Origin of the sequence: Algoriphagus lutimaris (genome assembly GCF_017051705.1) — a bacterium.
Classification (GTDB): Bacteria; Bacteroidota; Bacteroidia; order Cytophagales; family Cyclobacteriaceae; genus Algoriphagus; species Algoriphagus lutimaris.
In genome coordinates, this window is sequence record NZ_JAFIDJ010000002.1 from 205,588 (window position 1) to 231,184 (window position 25,597).

Below are 25,597 nucleotides of genomic sequence, written 5' to 3' on the forward strand. Positions count from 1 at the left end.
TCAAATGCCAAAAATAGCCGCCTTCCCAAAAGCATTTATGCAAGCCCTTTGCAAAGATGGATCCATGAAACTTTCCGAATGGATTGATCTTGCCGCTCCCCTAGATATTGATGGATTGGAATGGTATGCTGGATTCTTGGAAATGGAAAACAAGAAAAACTGGCCTATATTCAGGAAGATGGTAGAGGATAAAGGAATGGTAATTCCTATGATGTGCTGCTCTCCAGACTTTACCCATCGTGACAAGGCTTTCCGGGAAAAAGAGATACAAAAACAGAAGCGTTGGATAGAAATGACCGATGAATTGGGAGGAAAATACTGTCGAGTCCTTTCCGGTCAATATAGACCTGAATTGTCAGTCGAAGAAGGAATCAAATTAGCAAAAGACTGTATCGAGACCTGCCTTCCTTATGCTCAATCTTTGGGAATCACATTGATTATAGAAAACCATTACAAAGATGATTTTTGGGAGTACCCTGAGTTTGCACAAAAAAGAGAGGTTTTCACAAAACTGGTTAACAGCATTCACCATCCCAATTTCGGTGTGAACTACGACCCCAGCAATACTTTTTTAGCGGGGGAAGATCCACTGGACTTATTGTATGATGTCTCAGAAAGAGTAGTCACCATGCATGCTAGTGATCGGTATTTGAAATATGGAACCATAGAAGATCTGAGAAAAGAAGAAGGAGGCGCCCAAGGCTATGCCAAAAGACTTAGCCATGGAGAAATCGGCCAAGGCATGAATGATTACGATGCCATTTTTTCTGAATTAAAAAGAGTCGGTTTTGACTCCTGGATCAGTATTGAAGATGGTGTAGATGGGATGGATCAGCTAGAGCGAAGTGTAGGATTTTTGAAGAAAAAAATAGCTCAGTATTGGCATCAATGATTTACTAAATGGGAAATACGTGCTTAAAAGTAAGTTTTGAAGTACTAGAAACTTCAAGAATTTTATCATGATTTCATTCAACTATTTCAACCCAATTTAGCATGAAAACTTACCACTATACCTCTATTCCCTCCCAGTGCTTTCTAGGTGAAGGCCCCTATTGGCATCATGACCGACAAAGCTTTTTCTGGGTTGATATTGAAAATGGAAAACTCTTTGAATATAAAATCAGCTCTGGAAACACAAATTCGATTTCATTTCCTCATCGGCTTACTGTTGTTTTGGAGGGAAATGACGGCAATTTAATTTTAGGATTGGACCGGAAGCTAGCAAGCTATAACCTGGAATCGAAAGAATTGACTTGGCTTTTGGAAGTTGAGCCAGAAGAAAGTCTTCATCGATTCAATGATGGCAAAGTAGACCCAGAAGGCAGGATTTGGATAGGAACTTTAAGCATCAAATTCACCAAAGGAGCAGGTTCACTTTATTGTATTGATCAAGATTTAACTCCTCAAAAAAAACTTCCCGATTTAACCATTTCCAATGGAATGGCCTGGACCAAAGACTCCAAGACTTTTTATTTTATTGATTCCCCAACGCAGCAAATACAGGAATTTGATTTTGACAAAGATACTGGGGCAATTGAATTTAAAAGAATAGCAGTAGAAGTACCTCAAGAAATCGGAACACCAGACGGTATGTGTATAGATCAGGAGGGGATGTTATGGGTTTCTCATTATGGTGGTTCGGGAGTCTACCGATGGAATCCAGTCTCTGGAGAATTAGTAGAAAAAATAGAACTGCCAGTTCCTCACGTGACTTCCTGTTGCTTTGGTGGTAAAAACCTAGACTATTTATTGATTACCACTGCCCAGGAAAATCTGACACAAGATCAGTTAAAAGAATATCCTCAAAGTGGTAATACGTTTTTGGTAAAGACAGAAACAAAAGGCTTCCTACCAAACCGTGCACAACTCAAATAAGTCGGAAATCAATCAGTTTTTGAGCTAAAAAGGTGATTCATTTTTAGAAAATTGGAAAAATATAAAAAATATTGAAGGGATATATTTCTTCATTTCAACTGTATGAAATAGCCCTTTTTGGGGATTCAATACAGTTTCGGGTTGCAGCAGAGTTAAGTCAAACCGATCTATGATATGTTGGGTGCTGTTCCTGATGAAATCCCAATCTTAAATCTCGCTGGTTCCATGACCAGTTTATTAATTCAACCCATTATTGGAGCACTGAGTGACAGTACCTGGTATCCAAGGTTTGGTAAGAGAAAACCATTTTTCTTCAATGGGGCATTGATATGTAGTATCTGCCTTTTCTTCTACCCGTTCAGCAGTAACCAAGGATGGCTGATGGTCTACTTTGGGTGTTAAATACCACCAATAATATAGCCATGGAGAATTATGGTGTCTGGTCGGGAATGTATTTCCTGACGAACAATACAGCAAAGGTTTTCTGACACAAAGTTTTTTAACTGGGCTAGGAATTACACTAGTAAATGCCCTATTATTCGTATTCCAAAAAAACATTCCGGGAATTGCTGGTTCATTGGATGTTTGGGTGTATGTCTCTTTCTTTTTAGAGACGATTGCTCCATCGGTTCAGTGGTTTGAAGTATTTCCAAAACTGTAGATTTCCCTTCATCAGAAAAAGATCTGGCATCCTTAAATGAGAGGAATAAAAACATGTCACACGCTGCCATCCAATTTTTCCTATCTATCCCCCCCTTTTTGGTCAAAAAGCGTGGGATCACTACTGTAAAAGCTCCTCCAAACAATAATTAATTTCTAAAGTCTTATATGGACTTTAGAAATCATAATAAAACAAAATATTTAAGCGCAGTGCATTTCCTTTTTGGCGGTCATTATCCTGACGTTTTCCCCAAATAGCCTCTCCTCCAACTTTTGCCCCCTCAGCAAGGTCCCAAAAAGTATTTACTCGAAAGGAATATCCGTTTTTGTAAGCATTATCCAAGGTGAATTCGTAAGTTTCAATTTGCAACAAGCCTGCTGTGAAATTTGAATAAATATTTTTTCTCCAATTATGTTCATATGTTCCGTATAAGCCCAAAGATAATGGAGACCTGATTTTTACGCCGGGTTCGATAACAAAATCAGAACCTATCCCATCAAGATCATTGAAATATCTTGTGATTGCTTGACCTATTACCCCTTGAAAATACCATTTTCCATTTTTCCATGAATCAATTACGGTGGAACCAGAAATACCCCAGCCTGGCTTTAAGATTAATCTCCCACTAGGACTTCTACCTGATAGCATAGGTATTATTCCTGATAATTGGACAGATCCCCAAGGGTATATCTTATCCAATCTTGATGTAATATCTGGAAAAAGTTGAAAGGTCTGACTGGTAACGGAATCAGGTAAAGCAAGATTTGGGATGATGTACTCTAATCCAACAGCGAGGTTTGCACCTAAAAATGTCTTAGGAACTGAATATCTTGCTTGCGGTGTACGAGTTACGTTAGATCCAGTGGGCCCAGCAAAATCCACCATTGCTGGTAATGCATTAACATGAGAAAATAAGCTCCAAGTTTGCCCAAATAAAAATTGACCAAACTGTCCGTAAGCATGCCTGATCCTAAATCCATTTTCCCCTGCGAAATCAGTCTCCAATCGGATAAAAACATCTCCCATTTCTGTTTTCCTGGTAACTTCAAACCCCAATCTGGTTTGATCTAATCCATTGTAATAATTTGGAAACGCTTTATTTAAGGCTCCTGTTGGAATTTCGTCCGTTCGGAATGAGTTTTTGGAAGACAAATTAAGCAAATCAAAAACACCAAGGTATCTGACCGATCCCAATATCCTCAATTGGATTTTTCCATCTGCTGTTCTAATATATAATCCACGGTCATCTGCAATATCCAAAGGAGCTGTCTCTTGAATCCTAGTTGAATCTCTTTGAATAGAATCAGCGGAGCTCGTCCCTATCATTGTTTTTTGTTGAATGACATCTTGCCCCAAACAAAAAAAAGAGCTTAGAAAACATAAAGTAAAAATAAAAAAAGACCATGAGGTCATTTCCCAAGACTTATGTCGCTGGCGAATACCTGCCTTGCAACTTTGAAATATTTTCATGACTATTTTTGGGCAGTGATAGAATTATTTTAATGGGATTAATGGCCTTATTTAATAGAAGTTCCTTGCTATTCATTCTTTCGGACAAGAAGGCTTCTTTCATTTTTTTAAAATTTAGTAGCCCCGCTAGGAATCGAACCTAGATCTAAAGTTTAGGAAACTTCTATTCTATCCATTGAACTACGGGGCCAGAAAAGGATGCTCATTCGAAGAAACGGATTTTCTCATAAATAGGAAATCCTTTTTTATCCGGATTGGTTAATTAAGCCTCTTGCCAGTCTTTTTTTTGCAAAACAGTCGAATTATACTCAATTCGACTTGCAAGATAAAAGAAACCCTCACTTTCTGGCAAATATTCTTTAGCCAACTTATGGCTTTACAAGGATTTACACTATCTTTGCACTCCAAAATTAGGATGGACGGGTTCCATCCACTCACTAAATACAACAAATTTATGTCAGTAAAAATCAGATTAGCACGAAGAGGTAGAAAGAAAATGGCTATCTACGACGTGGTTGTAGCTGATGCAAGAGCTCCACGTGATGGACGCTTCATCGAAAAAATCGGGTCTTATAACCCAAACACAGATCCTGCTTCTATTAACATCAACAATGAGCGCGCTCTAAAATGGTTGTTGAATGGAGCTCAGCCTACCGATACTGTAAAGGCAATGCTTTCTTACAGAGGTATCATGCTGAAAAAACACCTTCAAATTGGTGTATTGAAGGGTGCAATCACTCAAGAACAAGCAGACGCGAAATTTGAAGCTTGGTTAAGCGAAAAAGACGCGAAAATCGCTGGTAAGACTGAAGGTATCAATAAAGCAAAAGCTGACGCACGTCAGAAAGCTTTGGATGCTGAAGCTGCTAAAAACCAAGCTAGATTGGACGCTATCAAAGCAAGAGAAGAAGAACAAAAAGCTCTTCTAGCTGCTGCTGAGGCTGCAAACAACCCTGCTGCTGAAGAAGCAAGCGAAGAAGAAGCAACTGATGCTCCTGAGGCTTCCGCAGAAGGCGACGAAGCAAAAGCTTAATAAAAAATCTCCCCATGAACAAGGAGCAATGCTTTCAATTAGGCTATGTAGCCAAAGTTCATGGACTTCGTGGAGAAGTGGTCGTGATGTTGGATACAGATAATCCGGAGGATTACGAAGATCTAGAACATCTCTTCCTTGAGCAAAAATCCCGGCTGGTGCCGTTTTTCCTGGAGCACTTTGTACTCCAACCCGGAAATAAGGCATTGGCAAAATTTGAGGATTATGATTCGCTCGATCAGGTAGAAGGATTAGTAGGTTCGGAAGTTTACCTTCCACTCACCGAACTTCCTGAACTGGAAGATGACCAATATTATTTCCACGAGTTGATCGGATTTGAGGTCTTTGATGAGACCAAAGGTTTGATAGGAACTGTCCAGGTTGTTTATGACCTGGAAACACAGGATCTCCTCGGGGTGACACACCAGGGTAAAGAAGTTTTGATACCAATTCAAGATGGAATTATCCAACAGGTGGACAAGACAGCAAAAAAAGTTTTCTGTCAATTACCCGAAGGTTTACTTGAAATTTATCTGGAAGACTGACCCATGCACATTGATATAATCACAGTGGTCCCTGGCTTGTTGGACAGCCCCTTTTCCCATTCTATTCTGAAAAGAGCGGAAGACAAAGGACTGGCGAGCATCCGGGTGATCAATTTAAGAGATTATGCAATGGGCAAGCAAAAGCAAGTCGATGATTATGCTTTTGGTGGGGGAGCAGGGATGGTCATGATGATCGAGCCAATAGCCCGATGCATCGAAGCACTTCAAAAAGAGCGCACCTATGATGAAATCATCTACATGACGCCTGATGGAGCTACTTTTGATCAACCCATGGCCAATGCGCTTTCGCTCAAAAAAAACCTATTGATCCTTTGTGGTCATTATAAGGGAATAGATGAGCGGGTGAGAGAAAAATTCATCACCAAAGAAATTAGCATAGGAGACTTCGTATTGTCCGGAGGAGAATTGGCCGCAGCGGTAGTAGCTGATGCAGTCATTCGGTTGATTCCGGGAGTACTGAATGACGAAACTTCTGCTTTGACAGATTCTTTCCAAGACGGCTTACTGGCACCACCAGTATATACAAGGCCTGCAGAATATGAAGGAATGAAAGTCCCTGATGTTTTGCTGTCAGGCCATGAAGCCAAGATAAATGAATGGAGATTTGAAGCGTCGGTTCGTAGGACCCAAGAAAGAAGACCTGATCTGCTCAGCGGACAGGAATAAGGGAACTTCGATACAGCATCGAACAAGAAGTAATTAAATAAGCCACTGAGATGGCAAAAAGCGAAAGCATAAAAAGATAAAGCTATGAGCGAACTAATTAAAATAGTAGAGGCGGAATACAGCGAGGTTAGAGCTAAGTTCCCTACTTTCAAAGCTGGTGATACCATCAACGTACACGTACGTATCAAAGAAGGTAACAAAGAGCGTGTTCAGCAGTTCCAAGGAACTGTGATCCAGCGTAAAAACCCAAATACCAATGGCGAAACTTTCACAGTAAGAAAGATCTCTAACGGTATTGGTGTGGAGCGTATTTTCCCTATCATCTCTCCAGCTATCGAGCAAATCGATCTATTGAGACAAGGTAGAGTGAGAAGAGCTCGTTTATTCTACTTGAGAGGACGTCAGGGTAAAGCTGCACGTATCAAGGAGAAAATCAGAGTGAAGCACTAAGAGCAATTGCTCTTTCAATAAAAAAGGAACCTAGCAATGGGTTCCTTTTTTATTGCTCAATATTTGAGGTTTTCAAAACCTCGAAGGATTTTATTTTGGTCTCATAACTTTTCATTTTTATACTGGCCTACCTTATTCCAAGTAGCATTTTTACCCAGAAAACTTCCAATGTCCTCGCCTTCTACACTTGCAAAAACGACTTAGATCCAATCCCTTTAGTCAAGCGTAAATGTTTTACTCACCATTTAGTTAAAGCGAAACTTTCAAATGGTCTATAGTAATAGAGCACATCCTGATATGGATAAAAAGACCAAAAGAAAAAACTCTTTCCCAAAATTTTGGTAAAAAATACTAGGATAAGGTCGTTTTAAATACCTTCAAGCACTTTTTGAATCTAAACTGAATTTAACTCGTTTTAAGAATTAAACCATTGACAATCTGACCTATACTATCTAGCTTCAATAAAACTTTTTATCACATGAATTCTTTAAACACCCTAGATCCGGCAAAAGGATTGGCACATGTTGCCATCCGCGTCTTTCAGGTATTATCTGTCTTAATCCTTTGTTTATCGGTGTATTTGATTTATTTATCCTATCTGGATTTATTGCCTGATTGGGAAGTTTCCAACAATTACTCTGGACATCATGATAATTGGTCAAGCAACTCAAGCACTTGGCAAATGCTCATTTTAGCTGTCCCAGGCATCCTTGCCATTGCCTTTTTCTTTCTTTTGGGATATTTGAGAAAGGTTATCCAAAAAGAATAGAACTGATTTTTATTTCATATACTAAAGTATTCATTCCTTTTTCCAGCATTTCCATTCCAAACAAGATTATCCGCAGACCCTTTACGTAAAGGCATACAATTCCCTATCTTTGCAGCCTGAATGAATAAAAAATCCCTGAAACCAAGTTTCAGAAAGCATAATTAGCAAAGCATGAGTAAAGAAGTTCGCGTAAGATTCGCCCCATCCCCTACCGGCCCCTTACATATTGGTGGTGTACGTACTGCCCTTTACAATTACCTTTTTGCCCGCAAAATGGGAGGAAAGTTTTTGTTGAGAATTGAGGATACAGACCAAATGAGATTTGTACCCGGCGCTGAAAAATACATTCAGGAATCATTGGCTTGGTTAGGAATATCCGCTGACGAAAGTCCATGGAAACCTGGTGACTGCGGACCTTACAGACAATCAGAACGAAAAGCTGATTACATGCAATATGCGTTGGACCTAGTAGAAGCTGGCCATGCCTATTACGCCTTCGATACTTCGGAAGAACTGGAAGCAATGCGTGAGCGTTTAACCGCTGCTCGGGTAGTTCAACCCCAATACAATAGCATTACCAGAACCCAAATGAAAAACTCTTTGACACTTCCTGCAGAAGAAGTCAAAGAGCGTTTAGCTTCCGGAGATCCCTATGTCATCCGTGTCAAAATCCCAAGAAAAGAAGAGGTACGATTGAATGACATGATCCGTGGTTGGGTGATGGTCCACTCCAGCACCTTGGACGATAAAGTGTTGATGAAGTCAGACGGAATGCCCACTTACCATTTGGCAAATATCGTGGATGATCATCTGATGGGAATTACCCATGTCATCAGAGGAGAAGAATGGTTGCCTTCCGCCCCATTACACGTATTGTTATATAAATTCTTTGGCTGGGAAGATACCATGCCTCAGTTTGCTCATCTACCCCTTTTGTTGAAACCCAATGGAAACGGAAAACTTTCCAAGCGGGATGGAGATAAGCTAGGCTTCCCTGTTTTCCCTATCAACTGGGAAAATCAGGAAACTGGTGAAACGGCAGCTGGATTTAGAGAGCAAGGATATTTACCTGATGCATTTGTGAATTTCTTAGCATTCCTAGGGTGGAACCCAGGTGATGATCGAGAACTATTTTCTTTAGAAGAATTAGTAGACGCCTTCTCAGTTGAACGAATTGGCAAATCAGGAACCAAGTTTGATATAGAAAAAGCAAAATGGTACAATGAGCAATACTTGAGAGCTAAAAGTGATCAGGAACTTGCCAATTACATCATTGAAGATGCTTCCAAAGAGGGAGTTGAATTAGTACAGGAAGTGGCAGTAAAAGCAGCTGGATTAACCAAAGGCAGGGTAACTTTCCCTCGGGACCTATGGAATGAAAGTAAATTCTTGTTTGTTCCTTTAACTTCATTCGATGAAGATGTTGCTGCTAAAAAGTGGAATGGAGATGCTGTAAAAGTATTGACCCACTATTCAATAGCAATTACCAATTTTGAAGGGACTTTTGATGCTGAAACAGCCAAAACCATGTTGGGCGATTCAGCAGAAGCAGAGGGGATTAAGATAGGAAAAGTAATGCAAGCAGTACGACTTGCAGTAACTGGATCCGGAGCTGGGCCGGATTTGATGGAAGTTTTTGCTATTTTAGGTGCTAAAGAAGTGTCCAACCGTATTCAATTTGCGTTAAATACACTTCCAGTAATTGCCTAAACTATCAGATGATGGCCAAAAAAAAGAAGAAAGATACCGATCCAAAAGTACATGAAGATTTGAAAGGATTCAAAATGGATATTAATTCATTTGGAGAAATTTCATCCAGCTTTTCCATTGATAAAATCAATGAATTCCTGAATAAGAATGTAGAAGATAAGAAGCTGAAAGACAGAGATGATCTGGATACAAATGAAGGTGAAAAAGAATGAAATTTCACTAATAAATTTTAACATAACTAAAAGCTCCTATTTGGAGCTTTTTTGTTTTATTTAGAAAACTAAATTGTCATAATGTTTCGAAATCATCATTTTTTGTCTTCTAGACGAATTTTCTTTTCTATCCCTTTTTTAATTTCTCCTCTTTGTCTTTTCGGACAAAATCTCAACTTCTCAGGTACGGTCACCGATAAATCAACCGGACAAACCCTGAAAGACATTCATGTTTTTGTCCCTAATTCTACCTTTCAAACTTTTTCAGATTCCCTAGGCCGCTTCACTATTCCAAATATGCCTGCTGGAAGGTGGGAAATTGCATTGATCGGTGAAGGTTATGAGGAAATTCAACAAGTCATAGAGCTTAAAAAAACACAGCCAACTAACTTTGACTTTTCACTTTTATCAACCAAAATAAACACTCCTCCTGCATTAAAATTGACGGATAAAAAGAGAGAGAAATTGGTAGAGGATTTTACCTCCCATTTTTTATCCACCAGCAAATATCAGGATCAGCTACGGTTATTAAACCCGGAAGCATTGGTGTTTTTTGAAGAGGATAATTCAAATGAGCTGATGGTCGACACCAATGGATACCTGATTTTCATCAATGATCAAACGGGCTTCCTTTTCACCTTGTATTTTAACCAACCTCAATCTCTTGAAAAGCCAATTTCAACAGATCAACTCCAACTTGCCTTTTTAGATTTAATCAATGAAGTACCTGAATTAATTGAAGCAAGAAATTTAGAGCGGGAAAAGATTTTCTTGAATTCACCCGCTTTCACTTTGAGACAAATGCTGACGGGAGAATTAAGTGCTTCGGACGGATCTGAAGGAATTCAGGTAGCCTTTGGTAAATATCCAGGTGAATACCTTTTAACCTTTACTAAGCCTTTTGTAATCCAAGGAAAAGGATCTATCAGTTATACTGACGACCAGCTGGCCCTCAGGTCTGAAGGGGCTGTGGTTTTTGAAGATCAGCTGATGCTAGAAGGAGGCTTTTCAGAGATTCATCCTTTGGATCAATTGCCAAGAAATTTCAATGGTGAAAAAACACTTCAGTTGGCCAACATTGAAAAAAATGCCCAAGTCATGCAGGAAAAAGTTTTTTTGCAGACGGATCGAAGTCATTACCTAAAAGGGGAGACATTATTTTTCAAAGCCAATATGATCTATGCCAATCCATTGCTAGGTCCGGAACTCAGTAAAGTTCTTCATTTGGAGATTTTGGACACCACAGGGTATCAGGAGTACCATCAGGTTTTTCCCATCAAAGCCGGAAAAGCATTTGGGTCGGTTTATTTACCTGTCGAATTTGATCAGGAAAAATATATTGTCAAAGCCTATACTTCTTGGAGCATCAATTATGGAAATGAAACTTATCTACCAATTCAGGTCCACGATCCTAGTTTAAAACCAGTTGCATCCCTGCCAGAACAGCTTTCAAATGGTGTAACGATTTTTTCTGATAAGCAGAATTATAGCCCAGGCGAGCAAGTTAATCTGAACATCATGGTAAGAGATGGGAATGGAAAACCTGTTGCTTCAGACTTGGCAATCCGTGTTTTAGATCTCGATCAGGCTGCACCTTTAGAAAATAATAAACCCATATCTGAGGCTTTTTCCTTGAATCCAGTCCCAACTGATGCACAATTAGAAGATTTTAAGTATCCGCTGGAAAATAGATTTTCATTAATTGGGCAAATAAAAAACGAAGACGATGAACCTATCCAAGGCAATGTAACAGCTCTAATAAACGGCTTAGAAAATATCGAAAAATTCAAAGTTGATGATAACGGAACCTTCGACATTCCTAACCTCAGTTTTGAAGATGAATTCGAAATTGCGATCCAAGCTAGCGATAAAAAAGCGCTCCCAGTCAGGAATATTTCCTTAAAAATCCAAGACTATCAATCCGTTGAGGATTTACCTTCATTTGAATTTCCAAAATTAGAAACCTCTAAAGCTCCTGCCCTGACGGCCCAAGAAATTCAGGCAAATATGGAAAAAGGAGAGATTTTATTAGAGGAATTTGTACTTGACGAGGAAAAAGATGATCCAGTAGGCCCTATGATTTATGGCTATCCAGATAATTCAGTTGATCCAAGTACACTCCCTTTAAATGGTAGTACCTCGCAGTTCCTTTATCTTCTCTCTGGACAGGTAGCGGGAATGATCGTCACAGGAAATCCTCCTTCTATCAGGTTTAGAAACGGTGGAGAACCTTTAGTAATGATTGATGGTTTTCCGATCAACCCTTCTTCTGGACCTACCATTGGAGGCGGCAGTCCTAGTAGTCGAACCGCCACAGAAATCATCTCAGGGATCAATGTATTTGCCATAAAGAGAGTAGAAGTCATCAAAAGAACAGTCTCCGCACTTGGTGAGGGTGGTAGGAACGGGATTATTTCTATTTTCATGAAGACTGGCGCAGATCTTCAAAAAGCCAATGAAGCTATTATGAATGACTTTACTCCATTTAACCTTTCCGGTTTTCCAAGCCTCAGAAAGTTTGAAGATGTAATGGATGAGCAAGAAAATAATTCTCTGTTGAGGGGGCTTAAACCAACACTCTATTGGAATCCTGAAATAATTACCAATACCGAAGAACTTTCTCAAAAAGTAGAATTTCAAAGTTCAAAAAGCGGAGGCCCCATGTGGGTAGAAATCAAAGGAATTACAGCAGATGGGCAACCGGTAGAAGGTAAATTCGTCATTAATCAACAATAGCTTATTTTTAAAGTTTAAACCCCAACTATAAACAAAGAACATGAAGTTCATTTTAACCACCTTAATTGCATTCCTTGGAATTCACTTTTTGGTTCTTGCCCAATCAGGCACAGTCACCGGAGTTGTTACTGATGCCGAAACAGGTGAAACCTTGCCTTTTTGTAATGTATTTATCAATAATACGACCATCGCTACAGTCACTGACCTAGATGGAAAATACGTTCTTTCTAACTTGGAGCCTGGCCCTTTGGAGATAGGGTTCTCATTTATTGGCTATGTGGCTGAAACAAAAAAAATAACACTCAACCCAGGCGGCACTTCCACAGTCAACTTAAATATGCAACCCTTTGCGCAGGAATTGAGCGATGTGGAAATCAAAGCCTCTCGAGACAAAAGTTGGGAAAGAGACCTTAGAAAATTTGAAAACCTCTTTTTAGGGAATGACGAAATTGCAAGTAAGTCAACAATTGAAAATCCTTGGGTGATCGATTTTCCTGAACCCGAAGAGAAAAACACGTTCCAAGCTACTGCTGGGATTCCTTTAGAAATCACCAATAATTATTTAGGCTACAAAATCAGCTTTGACTTAAAAGAGTTTTTTGACTCCCCCACTAACTATAGAATTGCCGGAGCTGCAAGATTCGAAGAAATGGTTCCAGAAACAGAGGATCAACGTAGTATCTGGGAAAACAACCGAGCGGAGGTCTACAGAAAGTCTCCAATGAATATGTTTCGAGCGATGATCACTGGTGATCAAGAAAAAGAAGGATTCTTTCTCTACGGTGATAAACCAGGAGGGTCTCCATCCATGAATATGCGTTCGGATATTTTTGCAAATGAATTGGGTAAATCCGTAGTGCCTTACAAACCTGATAATTTGGTCACACCTGCACCAAATAAAGAGGGTGAGTATTTGATCAATATGAAAGGAAGAATTGAGATTCACTACCAAAAAGGATATTCTCAAGTCAACACTTATAAGGATGCTCCTTACCCTGTTTCCTGGTTAGAAGTGTATAAAAACACGGTACGTGTCAAGGAAAACGGAATGGTCTTAAACCCTCAGGATTTGGTATTCTCAGGAGATATGGATCGGAAAAGGATCTCTACCCTACTCCCTTTGGATTATGATGCAGAGAAAGCCATCCAACTTCAAGACTTAGAAAAAACAGCTGCAAATTATCAGGAGAAAGTGTTTGTCCATAAAGACAAACCCTATTATTACGCAGGAGATCAACTCTACTTGAAGGCTTATTTTAAATATGGAAATCCGTACTTACGGGATGAGCTTAGCAAGGTATTGTATGTAGAAGTGATTAATCAAAATAGAGACTTGATTATTGAAAAGAAGCTTCCAATACGAGATGGTATTGCTGTTGGAAATTTCTCACTTCCAGATACGCTTTCTCAGGAAAATTATTTCTTAAGAGCCTATACCAATTGGCAAAAAAATTATGGCCCAAACCATTATTTTGTTGAGCCTGTCAGCATACTAACTCCTTATCAAAGGGTAGTAGAATTTGAATCCGGAGAATTTCCAGAACCTTCTGGAATTGCGGTGATGGCCGATAAGGAGGTTTATGAAAAAAAAGAGAAAGTCACGTTAACAATCAAGACGCTTTCCGACAAAGAGATGCCTCTTTCCTCCAATATTTCTGTGGCTGTAGTAGATCAAACACAAGTTTTACCTATTGAGGAAACAAGTAACATCAGTACTGACTTCCAACTTGAATCCATTCCATCCAGTATGGGATTGGACCGATTTACTTATCCGGTAGAAAAATCTCTTTCCTTGGAGGGATTTGTAACCGATGATAAAGGTAAACCCACTTCTGCCTTGATAACGGCCTTTGTCAATGATTTTGAGGGAATGGTGGACCTTGAATCCAATAGAGATGGGGAATTCACGATGGAAGAAATGGAATTTTACGGACCTTTAAAACTTGCGTTTAAAGCCACGGATAAAAAAGGAAATACAGCAGGCACCGTAAAATTAATTGATGATTTAAAGGCACCAGTAGCACTTCCAGCGAATGCATATTTCCCAAAAAAGGAAACTGTATCGACTTCTATAAGACCTGAACCACCATTGGAAGAACAAGAAGTGGCACCCGAGGAAGAAGAAGTTAAGGAAAAAACAGAGAAAAAAGCCCTCTATGGCACTCCAAACTATATTGTACCCGGAGAAAAATTAATGGCCACTGGCAATACCGTTGACTTAGTCAATAGTTTGGCAGGAAATGTACCAAGTATGCGAGTAACCTTAGCAGGAGCCTCTGGCCAACAACAAATCAGGTTGAGAGGAGGTGGTGTTTCAGCAAATGGCAACCTAGAGCCACTAGTGATGGTGAATGGAACAATATTGGGACAAACTGGGGCTACGACGGCCGCAGACAATTTAAGGAGTATTAATGTTCAAGACATTGACCGAGTGGAAGTGGTAACCCGAACGGTGTCTATGCTGGGTGATCAAGGTAGAAATGGTGTAATTGCTGTTTATCTGAAGGAATACGATCCCAATGCAGAAAATCCATCGATGTCAGGAGAGGGCTTAAATACATATACTGTCGAAGGTTATACCACTTACAACCCTATTTATGTAATGGATTATTCACAGGAAAACGATGTTGACCTGATTGACAAAAGACAAACTTTATACTGGAATCCTTATTTAGTTACGGATGATAATGGAACTATAACCATCACCTTTTACACCAATGAGAATGGGGGGGCCATGAGTGTGTATGTAAAAGGCCTTGGGGTAAATGGTCAAGGATTATCCGGTTCTTTTACGATCAATTCCAAATAATTACGAGTGCTAGTTGAATTTCTCTAATTTTGAACATGAACCGAATTATTTTGGTATTGGTCCTTGTGATCAGTTCCTTTTCTCTAAAAGCACAGACAAGTATTGGAATCAAAGGAGGTTATACCACCTCCTCCTTTTCTTATATTCCTTCCTTGAATATCAGAAGCATTTCCGTTGACGGGCTCTCTGCTCCTACTTTCGCTTTTGTCTTCGAACATTTCAATGCAAAAAATGCAGGAATAGAATTGAATATTCAATACCTATCTACGGGGTACAGCCAGAACATTACAGATACCGAAGGGGCTATTTTGACCAATGAAACTCAGCTCGATTACCTGAAAGTCCCCATGATGGCGAGCTTCTTTGTAGGAAGATCCGGAAGATTTCAAATTAAATTCGGACCACATCTTGGTTACTTATTGAGTGCAAATGATATCCAGAGGAATATTGTAGATAGCTCGCCTCCTGAAATCCCTACTTATGGAGGAGCCGATGACAATCCTAAAAAATTAATGTACGGTCTTAGCGCCGGAGCAGGTATTTCTAAACTTTTTGGTAAAAGTACCATAGCAGGTGAGGTACGGTTTGGTTATGATTTTACCAATCCAGAATCCCAAGAAAGGATCTTTGATTTAAATTTCACCACTTTGGAATTCACTCTTGCTTACCTTTTTCAAATCAAGGATGCCAAGGTGAAAGTGACACCAAAATAATTCAGCAGCTAAGAATTGGCTGAAACTTTTTATTTTTTTTAAACCCATTGTCATATATCCCGAATAATATCCGACTAACCTATGTAAATGAATCGCCAGCAACTTGACCATATTCTCCAAACCTACCACAGGGATGCTTACATCTGGGCAAGGCAGTGCTGTTCCTTTGAGGACGAATTAGCCAAGGACGTTCTTCAACAGGTTTATTTGAAAATCTTAGAAGGAAAAGCAAAGCTGAAAAATATTGATAAGGCAAAGACCTGGCTTTTCTCCATTATCCGATATACCTCCATTGATCAATTGAGGGCGTCAGGAAAATTGGTGTGCTTGGAAGAATCCTATGAAGTACCAGATGTGCAGGAGGAAATCGATCATACGGATTATCAAGGGTTAATCAAGAAATTACCCAAAATGCAACAGGAGGTATTACTGATGGTATTTTATCATCAGATGACGATAGAGCAAAGTGCCGAAGTTTTACAAATCGGACTAGGAACTGCAAGAACACATTACGATCGCGGGAAAAAGAAACTCAAGGAAATCATTACAAAAACCCAAACACAGGAGCACTATGGAAGATAACGCAGAGTTGAAAAGGTTTTTTGAAAATATGAAGGAGCAAGATCAGCAATTGGAAATCCCTCCTTACCCAAGCTATAAAACAAAAAAAATCAATTTCTGGATACCGGCAGGGATCGCAGCATCCTTGGCATTGCTGGGCTTGATTATGAACGAGCCTCAACCTATACCTGAAGCCCCGAAAGAAGTTTTGATCATCACACTTCAGGAAGGTGAAAACAATGAACAAGAATTTGTCATTGAAGAAACTACCTATTTGGATGTTTGGGAATCTCCCACTGCCTCTTTACTTACTGACTACTAAACCAACTTATATTATGAAATACCTATTCGTCCTCTTTTTTATCCTAAGTGCCGGAATGGCCCAGGGGCAGGTAGCCACCTCTGTTTATTCCAACCAGGATATTTTTCAAAGGAACCTGTATTCCGCTGACAGAATCATGGGAATGCGAGAAGAATTGGAGCTGACAGATGCTCAGGTCGCCAATATCAAAAAAGCATACAGCAAAAATGCTGGAGAATTCAGCACCCTTAAATGGGACTTAGACGCGGCCACCTTAAAATTGAAAAACCTACTGGATCAAACTAAAATCGATCAAGTTGCAGTTCAAAAGCAAATGGACGAGGTGTTAAAACTAGAAAATCAGTTGAAGAAATTGCAATTGGACAATTTGGTCTCCATTAAAAATGTGCTGACTGAAGAACAGCAAGAAAGCCTTCAGTCTTCCCCTAATTTAATCTTTGGTCGAATTTCCAGTGTCCAGTCGAAAACAGGAGCACAAGGCACTCAATTTGGCCAAAATGGCCTTTCCCAAACAAAAGTGATCGGATATCCCACAGCCACCAGCATCAAGGGAGGAGACGTAGTAAGCCCGAGTGTATCTGTTCGAGTAGCAGGCAGTGCCAAAGATGGTAATGAGCCGATGTATTTTCTGGACACAAAAAACGGAATGAAACAGATTAAAGAAATTAAGGATATCGAACCGAATAACATTGAAAGCATCTCCGTTTTAAAGGGAGAATCAGCTGTAGAAAAGTTTGGTGAGAAAGCTAAAAATGGCGCCATCGTCATCAAACTAAAGAATAATCCTCACTGAAATTTGGTTGATTTTTAACAAAAAAAGGAAGCTCGTTTGAGCTTCCTTTTTTTGTTTCTGAATTCAGATGATTTAATCTAAAAACTTCCAGCTTGCTTTATGATTCTTCTTCAACGGATTGCCGGTTACTTTTGCTCTCAAAATTTCAATTGGCATGGCATTCTGACTTAAAATCAGGTCATGAAATTCTTTTTCTCCCATTTTACCAGAATTGACCACTTCGTCTCTCATAGAGTATATTTCCAACGCTCCAATCATATAGGCAATTTGATAAAGCGGACCATATCTTCCTTCAAAAGATCTTCTGACTTCCGCTTCCGCATTGGCTCTTTCGTGTCCCACTTTATCCACCAACAAGTCAATACATTCTTGTGGAGTCATTTCTTCCAGATGATAGCTCAAGGAGAAGATAATTCTGGCGCATCTATGCATTCTCCAAAACAGCATCCCGATTTTATCTTTCGCATCTCTTGGAAAACCTCTGTCCCAAAGAACAAACTCCCAATACAAAGCCCATCCTTCTGTCCAAAATGGAGTTCTGAACATACGTCTATGTGTCATGTTTCTTTGGTTCATAAACTGCTGTAAGTGGTGGCCGGGAATCAATTCGTGCTGCACTGTGGCTCTGGAAAAATGAGGATTATTTCCTCTCATGCTCATCATTTTATCTTCATGGCTCATCTCAGAGGTAGGATAGGAAATCTGAATGGTTTCACCTCCCAAGAAGAAGGGGCTTACTCGCTGTCTTTCCGCAGAAATCATGGTAGTTCTCCAAGTTTCTTTTGCCATTGGAGGTACGGTCACCAAGTCATTTTTCTCTACATATTCGGTAGCTTCTTCTGCTAATCGAATTACTTCTGCTGGCCATTCTCCAGCGGGCAAATAGGTCTCTTTAACCATCTCCAAAGCAGCCTTCCAATCATCTCCAAATCCCAATTCGTTGGATGCTTTCAGCATTTCTGCCTCACACCATTCAAATTGCTTTTCCGCTTCAGCAATTAATTCTTCCGGACTATAGGCAATCATTTCAAAAGCCAACTGATTCAATAATGCCTCACGACCAATAGGTTTTCCAATAATCCCGCTTCCATCGTCTTTCACTGAATTAGTAAAATGTGCTCGTAAAGCTTTGGCATAAGCCTTCATGCTTTCATCCAGTTTTTTCCAAGGTTCAGGCATCCACCAAGTAAACATGGGATCATAATCATAATAGTAGGAGTAAGCTTCTCCAACTACTCTATTCAAACGTTCAACTGCCTCTGCAGCCAAATCTGCTTTTTGCCAACTGGTATATTTTGGCATACTAGGAAGTGCTGCTAATTGAGCATCTACTTTTTTGGCTACCTCATTCCAGGTAGCTGCCAAGGCTTGGGAATCCGGAGTTTTTGCTCTTCTCCTTCCTACCACAAACTCTTCAAGAGGGGTTCCAAACGCCACCACAGAAGAAATTTCCTCAAAGGCTCTTCGCTCCAGATCTAATTCAGCCAATTCCTTTTCCAAAAAATTTCTAAACAAGACGTAATCAATCTTCCCGTCCTCAGACAAGCTATTGTAATTCAACTTATTTAAATCATTCAAGTAGTTGGTGTTGAATTCTTCAATTCGGTCAAAGTATTCAAGAGACAAGTTATTCGTGTATAACCTCCTCAAAGCACCCCAGTCAGCCTGATAAGTTTCAATGGTCTGAACTAGTTCTGTGGCAGATACCATATTCAAAACCATACTCAATAATACGAGTAGTAGTGTTTTTTTCATTTGGTTGGTGGTTAGGTTAATTCCTTAAATTAATTCATTTGATCCGAATCTCGGGGAATATTTGATAAGCGTCATTTTTTCAGTTTTTAGGAAAAATTTTTCATGTATGATTAAGTCAAAACTGTAGAACTCTAGATGACATGAATTAAAATGAAGCAGACCAACAAGTATACTACCTCTTGATTATGAATGGATTGATGCTTTAAAAGCGAAATAGATACCCACCCAAATCGCTGAAAGTATTAGACCTACGTGTGGAGTCAGAATCCTTCTTTTTAAGATAGGTTTCCCATCCATCCGAATCAGACAATCCAATTTTTACTTCTACCAATTTTTCTTCAGAAAAAGAGTTCATCCCCCTTTTTTCGTCCACCAAACCCAAATAACTATTATCCGATAGACGATATATTTTTGCCCAACCCTGATCTGCAGACAATTCCAAACCGAGATTCTGAGTCATGAAATTTTCCATGGGAAGCATGTCCTTATAATAGAGCCAAGTGATGCTTGCGTAAAAATTAAATTCAGCCCCTAAAGAAGTTGCCAATGGATTGCAACTCTTCAGTTCTGGAATAAATTTTTCATTTTCAGGGTGCATTCGAAACATTTCAAACTCCAATAAATAGCCTTCCGGATCCACCGCTACAAACCCATCATGTGCACCATCTGGCTTAACTTTCAGGGTGTATTTGATCGTTACTTTTTCCTTTTGTAAATGGCTATACCATGGCTCCAAATTATCAGTCAACAAGGCAAGGGCAACAGATTTTACTTCATTCCCTGAATACCCACTTCCCTCCACACTTTTGATAACAAGTCTCGAGTCCCCAGCAATTTGAAAAGTAACGGATTTCTCTTCCTCAGAAAGCATGTTCAACCCCAGCGTCTCGCTGTAAAATTTCTTTGCTGCAGGTAAATCCTTATAAAACCAAATTAATTCTTGAGCAGTAATCCCAAAGTCTCCTAGGTCTCTAAAATCTGAATTCTGAGCTAGCAAATTGTTAATATTCGATTCAGGGTACCCAAGCATTCTTCCGAAAGACCTTGAAACATCTTCCTTCTTTTGACCTGAGTATTCTTTAGAAGCTTCTAATTCATTTACTCTTTTTTTTAGCATTTGATACGCTTCTAAGGATTCTCCTTTATACAGAATTAATACCTCTTTTCCCTGAACCACTGAGGAATCAAACAAACTAGTTCCTATCAGATTAGGCTCTCGAAAAACTGAAATTTCATATTTCTCAGCAATTCTCGTTGCTTCCGGCATAAATAAATCCATTTCAGAGGGACTTAAAGGTTGGCTTAAAGCAATTGGTTTCACACCAGCTTTAACCATTTCAGCAAACGCTTCAAGTGCTCCTGATTCCTTTTTAAATTCAACTTTTTGGCAAGAGTATAGAATCATAATAAAAGAGACCAGAAACAAGGGAGGAAGATAATTTTTCCTAAAGTTCATAAGGGTAGATTCTTTGATTTAATAATCGAGTTTAGGAATAAGTTTCCAAAAAGGAGCAACCACACAGGGAAATCCTGCATCTATTATCAAAGAACTGCGATACTCCTGAACACCTAAACCATTTAAAAACAATTTCTTATATTCCAATAGCAAAAAATATTACTTCCAAACACATGCTTTTCTAGACTTTTTTTAACGATCACTTCAACCCCCAATCAATTTAATATGGAGTTAATTATCAAAAATTTATCAAAGACTTATCCAAATGGAGTAAAGGCTTTGAATGACATTTCTCTCACTATACCACAAGGGATGTTTGGACTACTTGGTCCCAACGGAGCAGGTAAATCCACCTTGATGAGGACTATTGCCACCCTTCAGGATGCCGACAGTGGAAGTATCCAATTGGATGACATAAATGTATTGAAAGACAAACAATCTGTTCGCGAGCGTTTAGGTTATTTACCTCAGGATTTTGGATTATATCCTAGAATCAATGCGGAGGTCATGTTGGACCATATAGCCCAAATGAAAGGAATAGGAAATAAATCCGACCGTAAGATATTGGTCGAGAATCTCCTTCAAAAAGTAAACCTATACGCAGATAGAAAGAAAGGACTTGGAACCTATTCAGGGGGAATGAGGCAGCGATTTGGTATTGCACAGGCACTAGTAGGAAATCCTTCCTTAATCATTGTAGATGAGCCAACCGCTGGTCTTGACCCTTCCGAACGAAACAGATTTTACAATTTGCTATCAGAAATTGGAGAAAACACCATCGTAATCCTATCTACCCATATCGTAGAAGACGTAAATACGCTTTGCTCTAATATGGCCATCATCTGTAAAGGTGAATTATTGATGCAAGGAAAACCAAAAGATGGAATCGCTTCTATTCAGGGTAGGATCTATCAGAAAGCCATTGATAAAACTGAATTAGACACCTATAGAAACGAATACAATCTTATTTCCACCAAATTAATTGAAGGAAGATTAAGTCTAAGAATTGAAAGTGAAACAGATCCTGGTAACGGATTTGAACCAACTCCAGCTGATCTTGAAGATGTCTATTTCAGTCACATTTCAAAAAAAGTAGATCCTATCACTATTTAAGAAATTGACATGTTTTTAGACATTTTCATTTTTGAACTGAGATACCGGTTTAGTCGGCCGGCTACTTATATCTACTTTGGACTATTGCTTATTGTGGCAATGCTATTAATTGGCTTTGGAAACACGCCCGCTTCCGAAAAAGTCTATCACAATGCACCTATCGTGATTGCCAACCTTCAATTATTGATTTCCTTGTTTGGAATCTTGTTGGCCTCTGCAGTAATGGGTGTTCCGCTCTATAGAGATTTAGAACATAAAACAGGTACATTCCTTTTCAGTTACCCCATCTCCAAATTCAGTTATTTCATGGGAAGGTTTTGGGGCTCTTTCGTCACCTTACTTTTCATTTCCTTAGGAAGCCTTATTGGGATTTACCTAGGAAGTATTTTGGGACCTACCTTTGGAACGGACGCCCTTCGATATGGCCCAAACACGCTTTGGAACTACCTTCAACCTTGGCTGACTTTGACCTTGCCAAATCTATGGTTTGCATCGACATTATTCTTTGCATTGATTGTTTTTACCAGAAACATCAAATCCATTTACTCTGGAGGAATCGTGGTATTCATCGCCTATCTATTGGCAAATTTCCTCGCTAGTGATATAGAAAACAAGGATTTAGTACAGCTTTTGGATCCGTTTGGATTAAACACCTTTGATTACCAAACTCGGTATTTAACACCCTTTGAGCAAAACAATTTCATCCTTCCCCTTAGTGGAAACTTGCTTTTAAATAGGATAATTTGGTCAGGGATTGGATTGGCATTTTTCCTAGCTTCCTATTTCAAATTTAGCTTCTCGTATTTCTTCAGTACCATTCAGAAAAAGAGCAAAAAAGAAGCTGAAAAGAGCGAAGCACCCGTATTGAAAAAAGTACTGGCAAAAGCAGATTTCACAGGAAACTATCAATGGAATAGCTTTAAAACACTTACCAAAATAGAAGTACAAAACATCCTCAAGGATGTCTATTTCCGTTCCATTTTATTGGGTGGTTCTGTATTTTTGATTTTAGATTTTTGGATTGGAAATACACTCTATAGCGTACCCAATTTCCCTTCCACATCCTTTTTGATGGAGTACAAAACCTTTGATTATAATATTTTTGTCTTCATCATCATTGTGTTTTTCACTGGAGAAACACTGCATCGTGACAAGTCTTCGGGTTACTCCGTCATCAATGATACTTTTCCTGTAAAAGATGGGGCGGTAATTGCATCCAAATTCTCCGGGATGGCTTTTATCTGCCTTTTATTGACGACTTTGCCCATCGTAGTTGGGATCATTATCCAAACTTTAAAAGGATATTTCAACTATGATTTAGGAGTCTACCTAGTAGATAGTTACCTCATTTCTTTGCCAGATTACCTACAAATGGTCATGTTGGTATTTGCAGTCCATTTGTTAGTCAATAACAAATTCGCAGGGCATGCTGCTGCCATTGGAATTTGGGTCTTGATTATAGTTCTAAGGAATTTCGCCAATTACAATTTCAACATGTTCTTCTTCTCCTATAAACCGGGGTATAGATGGAGTGACATGAATGGATTGGGACACTTTGGAGAGCCTCTATTCTGGTTCAACCTGTATTGGACGGCATTCGGAATATTTCTAATCCTATTTTTCAGCATTTTCTATAGCAGGGGAACTGATAGCTCCACAAAAAGTAGGATTAGCACCGCAAAAAATAAATTGGGTAAAAGGACTGCTTTGACTTTTTATGGGTTTTTGTTTATAGCCCTTCTTTCCGGTGCCTACATATACCAATCGACAGTATATGAGAATGGCTATCAAACTTCAGAGGAAGGCGAAAAAAGACAAGTGGCCTATGAAAAACAACTCAAGCAATATGAGTTTATGGCCCAACCTAAAATCATTAAGGTCAATCTAAAAGCGGATCTTTACCCGCTAGAGAGAGATGCTTATTTTGAGGCTGAAGTAAGCATGGTGAACAAAACTGACGAGCCTATAGATTCGGTTCATTTCAATAGTGCCTCATTAACCGACTTTGAAATTCTTTACAATGGTCAGGAATTGCCCTATCGTTTTCCTCTCGATTACGAGCCAAGAAAGTTTCAAATCTTTGGTAAAAAAGCTGAGAAGGAATGGTATCGAATTACTGCCTTACCTCAAACACTGATGCCAGGGGACACCTTGGACCTGGTGATCAAGAGTAAGGTCATCAATGATAAATTTCCTAACTCAGGTTTTGGAAGAGAGTTAGTTCATAATGGTTCTTTTATTGCTGGAGGAATGCCGGAAATTGGCTATTCATCAAGTATTGAGTTGAGTAGTGATGAAAAAAGAAGAGAATATGAATTGCCAGAAAAGCCAGATGATCTACCTCCACATGATGATCCCTATGGAAAAAGAACTTTGTTATTTCAAGACGATGCGGATTTCATCGATTTTGAGGCAACTGTCAGTACTATTCCGAGCCAAATTGCTGTGGCACCAGGGTATTTGCAAAAGGAATGGATTGAGGGAGACCGACGCTATTTCCATTATATACAGGACAGCCCGATTCAGGCATTCTTTTCAGTTTTGTCAGCAGAATATGAAGTCTTAAGAGACAAAACCAGTTTACCGAATGGACAGAGTATAGATATTGAAATTTATTACCAAAAAGGCCATGAATACAATCTGGATCGATTTGTACAATCCTATAAAGATGGATTGACTTATTTCTCTGAAACGTATGGACCATTTCAATTCAGGCAAATGAGGATTTTGGAATTCCCTCGCTATGCTGGTTTCGCCCAATCTTTTCCTAACACAGTTCCTTTTGCTGAAAGCTTCGGATGGGTAGCAGATTTCTCAGATCCAAACAGCTTTGATTATGTTTATTATGTTACTGCCCATGAATTGGCTCACCAATGGTGGGGACATCAAATCACACCAAACTATACGAGAGGAGCCAATTTGACTTCTGAAGCCTTGGCGGAATTTTCGGCTTTGATTCTATCTGAAAGGAAATATGGAAAAGAAAACATGAAGAGATTCCTCAAGGATGAATTAGATGATTACCTACGTGGTAGATCGAACGAAAGCAAAAAAGAAAATGTGTTTATCAATTGTAATAGACCCTACCAATGGTATAACAAAGGAAGTTTGATTTTATATGGACTTCGGGATTTGATCGGTGAAGATGCTATAGATAGCGCCCTCTATAATTTCAATGCAGAATTTGGTTTAAAAACTACTCCTCCATTCCCTGGAAGTGCTGACCTGTACAGACATTTGGAAGCGTATACTCCCGACAGTTTGAAGTATTATTTGGATGACACCTGGAACAAAATCACTTTGTATGACAACAAAGCCGAGGAAGTAACGGCTACAAAAATTGCCGAGGATGAATATGATGTAACCATCAGAATCCATTCCCAAAAACTTTATGCTGATTCAGCTGGTGAAGAGTCTGATGCCTCTTATGAAGGTGACTATATTGATATTGGCATATTCGCGGCAGAGGACCAGGATGAAAATGGAAAGGATAGAGTAAACCCGCTCTATGTCCAGAAATATAAAATCAAACCTGGAGAAACCACCCTTACGATTCGAGTAAAAGGTGAACCTGTCAAAGCTGGAATTGACCCCTACAATAAATTGATTGATAGAATTCCAGATGACAATACGATCTCTGTCGAAATTTTATAAGGCAAAAAGCCATGTTCTACTTCATAGAACATGGCTTTTTTTATTTAGAAAATCTTTACTTTCTTTTTCTAAGTATAGCAACTAGAATTAGTACAAAAACTGCCACTCCTACTACCCAAACCCAGGTTTGTTGATACCATTCTGGTTCACCGATATTGACATCAATATCCAGCCCTCCATCTTGAGCAAATGATGTAAGACTTGCAGTCATTGCCATCATCAATAAAAACAGATTTTGCGTGTATTTAATCAATTGATTTTTCATGGTTGAAA

The 25,597-nt window shown here is 39.2% G+C and carries 22 protein-coding genes and 1 tRNA gene; 17 read left to right on the plus strand and 6 right to left on the minus strand.

All coding sequences use genetic code 11. The features are described 5' to 3' along the window. The first annotated feature begins 4 nt into the window (after window positions 1-4). Window positions 5-892 carry a sugar phosphate isomerase/epimerase family protein gene (locus JYB62_RS11720; protein WP_205645629.1) on the plus strand — a complete coding sequence of 296 codons (888 nt, stop codon included), beginning with the start codon at window positions 5-7 and terminating at the stop codon, window positions 890-892. A 101-nt stretch (window positions 893-993) separates the two neighbouring features. Then, complete coding sequence (locus JYB62_RS11725) at window positions 994-1,875, plus strand: SMP-30/gluconolactonase/LRE family protein (protein ID WP_205645630.1); 882 nt, start codon at window positions 994-996, stop codon at window positions 1,873-1,875. Window positions 1,876-2,112: 237 nt separating this feature from the next. Here JYB62_RS11725 and JYB62_RS19870 read toward each other — a convergent pair whose 3' ends face one another. The 3 genes from JYB62_RS19870 to JYB62_RS11740 all read right to left on the minus strand — a co-directional run bounded on the left by JYB62_RS19870 (window position 2,113) and on the right by JYB62_RS11740 (window position 4,196). Beyond that, window positions 2,113-2,433, minus strand: coding sequence for a hypothetical protein (locus JYB62_RS19870; protein ID WP_243431554.1), 321 nt, complete (start codon window positions 2,431-2,433; stop codon window positions 2,113-2,115). Between the two features lie 277 nt (window positions 2,434-2,710). After that, entirely contained in the window at window positions 2,711-3,862 is a 1,152-nt protein-coding gene (locus tag JYB62_RS11735; protein WP_205645632.1) for a DcaP family trimeric outer membrane transporter, read from the minus strand. 262 nt (window positions 3,863-4,124) lie between these two features. After that, window positions 4,125-4,196 (minus strand) — tRNA-Arg (locus JYB62_RS11740). Window positions 4,197-4,460: 264 nt separating this feature from the next. On the opposite strand from JYB62_RS11740, the gene JYB62_RS11745 reads away from it, so the two are divergent. The 13 genes from JYB62_RS11745 to JYB62_RS11805 all read left to right on the plus strand — a co-directional run bounded on the left by JYB62_RS11745 (window position 4,461) and on the right by JYB62_RS11805 (window position 17,346). Next, a complete protein-coding gene (locus JYB62_RS11745) occupies window positions 4,461-5,039 on the plus strand; it encodes a 30S ribosomal protein S16 (protein ID WP_074226123.1) in 579 nt (192 codons plus the stop codon). Window positions 5,040-5,053: 14 nt separating this feature from the next. Next, window positions 5,054-5,584: a ribosome maturation factor RimM gene (rimM, locus tag JYB62_RS11750; RefSeq protein ID WP_205645633.1), complete on the plus strand. Its 531-nt coding sequence runs from the start codon at window positions 5,054-5,056 to the stop codon at window positions 5,582-5,584. 3 nt (window positions 5,585-5,587) lie between these two features. Then, complete coding sequence (gene trmD / locus JYB62_RS11755; RefSeq protein WP_205645634.1) at window positions 5,588-6,271, plus strand: tRNA (guanosine(37)-N1)-methyltransferase TrmD; 684 nt, start codon at window positions 5,588-5,590, stop codon at window positions 6,269-6,271. A gap of 84 nt (window positions 6,272-6,355) precedes the next feature. Then, complete coding sequence (gene rplS / locus JYB62_RS11760; RefSeq protein WP_008198488.1) at window positions 6,356-6,721, plus strand: 50S ribosomal protein L19; 366 nt, start codon at window positions 6,356-6,358, stop codon at window positions 6,719-6,721. 478 nt (window positions 6,722-7,199) lie between these two features. Beyond that, entirely contained in the window at window positions 7,200-7,490 is a 291-nt protein-coding gene (locus JYB62_RS11765; RefSeq protein WP_205645635.1) for a hypothetical protein, read from the plus strand. A gap of 171 nt (window positions 7,491-7,661) precedes the next feature. Then, window positions 7,662-9,200 (plus strand): glutamate--tRNA ligase, encoded by a 1,539-nt coding sequence (gltX, locus tag JYB62_RS11770; protein ID WP_205645636.1) that lies wholly within the window; start codon window positions 7,662-7,664, stop codon window positions 9,198-9,200. Window positions 9,201-9,211: 11 nt separating this feature from the next. Then, window positions 9,212-9,412, plus strand: a complete 201-nt coding sequence (locus tag JYB62_RS11775) for a hypothetical protein (RefSeq protein ID WP_205645637.1) — start codon at window positions 9,212-9,214, stop codon at window positions 9,410-9,412. Window positions 9,413-9,514: 102 nt separating this feature from the next. After that, the gene (locus tag JYB62_RS11780; protein ID WP_205645638.1) at window positions 9,515-12,148 is read left to right on the plus strand and encodes a carboxypeptidase regulatory-like domain-containing protein; all 2,634 of its coding nucleotides are present in this window, start codon (window positions 9,515-9,517) and stop codon (window positions 12,146-12,148) included. A gap of 40 nt (window positions 12,149-12,188) precedes the next feature. Next, window positions 12,189-14,957 (plus strand): TonB-dependent receptor, encoded by a 2,769-nt coding sequence (locus JYB62_RS11785; protein WP_205645639.1) that lies wholly within the window; start codon window positions 12,189-12,191, stop codon window positions 14,955-14,957. A gap of 35 nt (window positions 14,958-14,992) precedes the next feature. Beyond that, on the plus strand, window positions 14,993-15,670 hold the full coding sequence (locus tag JYB62_RS11790) for an outer membrane beta-barrel protein (RefSeq protein ID WP_205645640.1): 678 nt from the start codon (window positions 14,993-14,995) through the stop codon (window positions 15,668-15,670). Between the two features lie 87 nt (window positions 15,671-15,757). Beyond that, on the plus strand, window positions 15,758-16,252 hold the full coding sequence (locus JYB62_RS11795; RefSeq protein WP_205645641.1) for an RNA polymerase sigma factor: 495 nt from the start codon (window positions 15,758-15,760) through the stop codon (window positions 16,250-16,252). Then, complete coding sequence (locus JYB62_RS11800) at window positions 16,242-16,553, plus strand: hypothetical protein (RefSeq protein WP_205645642.1); 312 nt, start codon at window positions 16,242-16,244, stop codon at window positions 16,551-16,553. Before JYB62_RS11795 ends, JYB62_RS11800 begins: the two co-directional genes overlap by 11 nt. 13 nt (window positions 16,554-16,566) lie before the next feature. Continuing rightward, window positions 16,567-17,346, plus strand: coding sequence for a Spy/CpxP family protein refolding chaperone (locus tag JYB62_RS11805; protein ID WP_205645643.1), 780 nt, complete (start codon window positions 16,567-16,569; stop codon window positions 17,344-17,346). Between the two features lie 72 nt (window positions 17,347-17,418). Here JYB62_RS11805 and JYB62_RS11810 read toward each other — a convergent pair whose 3' ends face one another. Continuing rightward, window positions 17,419-19,101 (minus strand): DUF885 family protein, encoded by a 1,683-nt coding sequence (locus JYB62_RS11810; RefSeq protein WP_205645644.1) that lies wholly within the window; start codon window positions 19,099-19,101, stop codon window positions 17,419-17,421. A 202-nt stretch (window positions 19,102-19,303) separates the two neighbouring features. After that, window positions 19,304-20,506, minus strand: a complete 1,203-nt coding sequence (locus JYB62_RS11815) for a VOC family protein (protein ID WP_205645645.1) — start codon at window positions 20,504-20,506, stop codon at window positions 19,304-19,306. A 276-nt stretch (window positions 20,507-20,782) separates the two neighbouring features. Here JYB62_RS11815 and JYB62_RS11820 point away from each other — a divergent pair, with 276 nt between their 5' ends. Further along, the gene (locus tag JYB62_RS11820) at window positions 20,783-21,670 is read left to right on the plus strand and encodes an ABC transporter ATP-binding protein (protein ID WP_205645646.1); all 888 of its coding nucleotides are present in this window, start codon (window positions 20,783-20,785) and stop codon (window positions 21,668-21,670) included. A gap of 9 nt (window positions 21,671-21,679) precedes the next feature. After that, window positions 21,680-25,324: an ABC transporter permease/M1 family aminopeptidase gene (locus JYB62_RS11825; protein WP_205645647.1), complete on the plus strand. Its 3,645-nt coding sequence runs from the start codon at window positions 21,680-21,682 to the stop codon at window positions 25,322-25,324. Between the two features lie 55 nt (window positions 25,325-25,379). Here JYB62_RS11825 and JYB62_RS11830 read toward each other — a convergent pair whose 3' ends face one another. Continuing rightward, window positions 25,380-25,589, minus strand: coding sequence for a hypothetical protein (locus JYB62_RS11830; protein ID WP_205645648.1), 210 nt, complete (start codon window positions 25,587-25,589; stop codon window positions 25,380-25,382). Window positions 25,590-25,597: the final 8 nt, after the last annotated feature.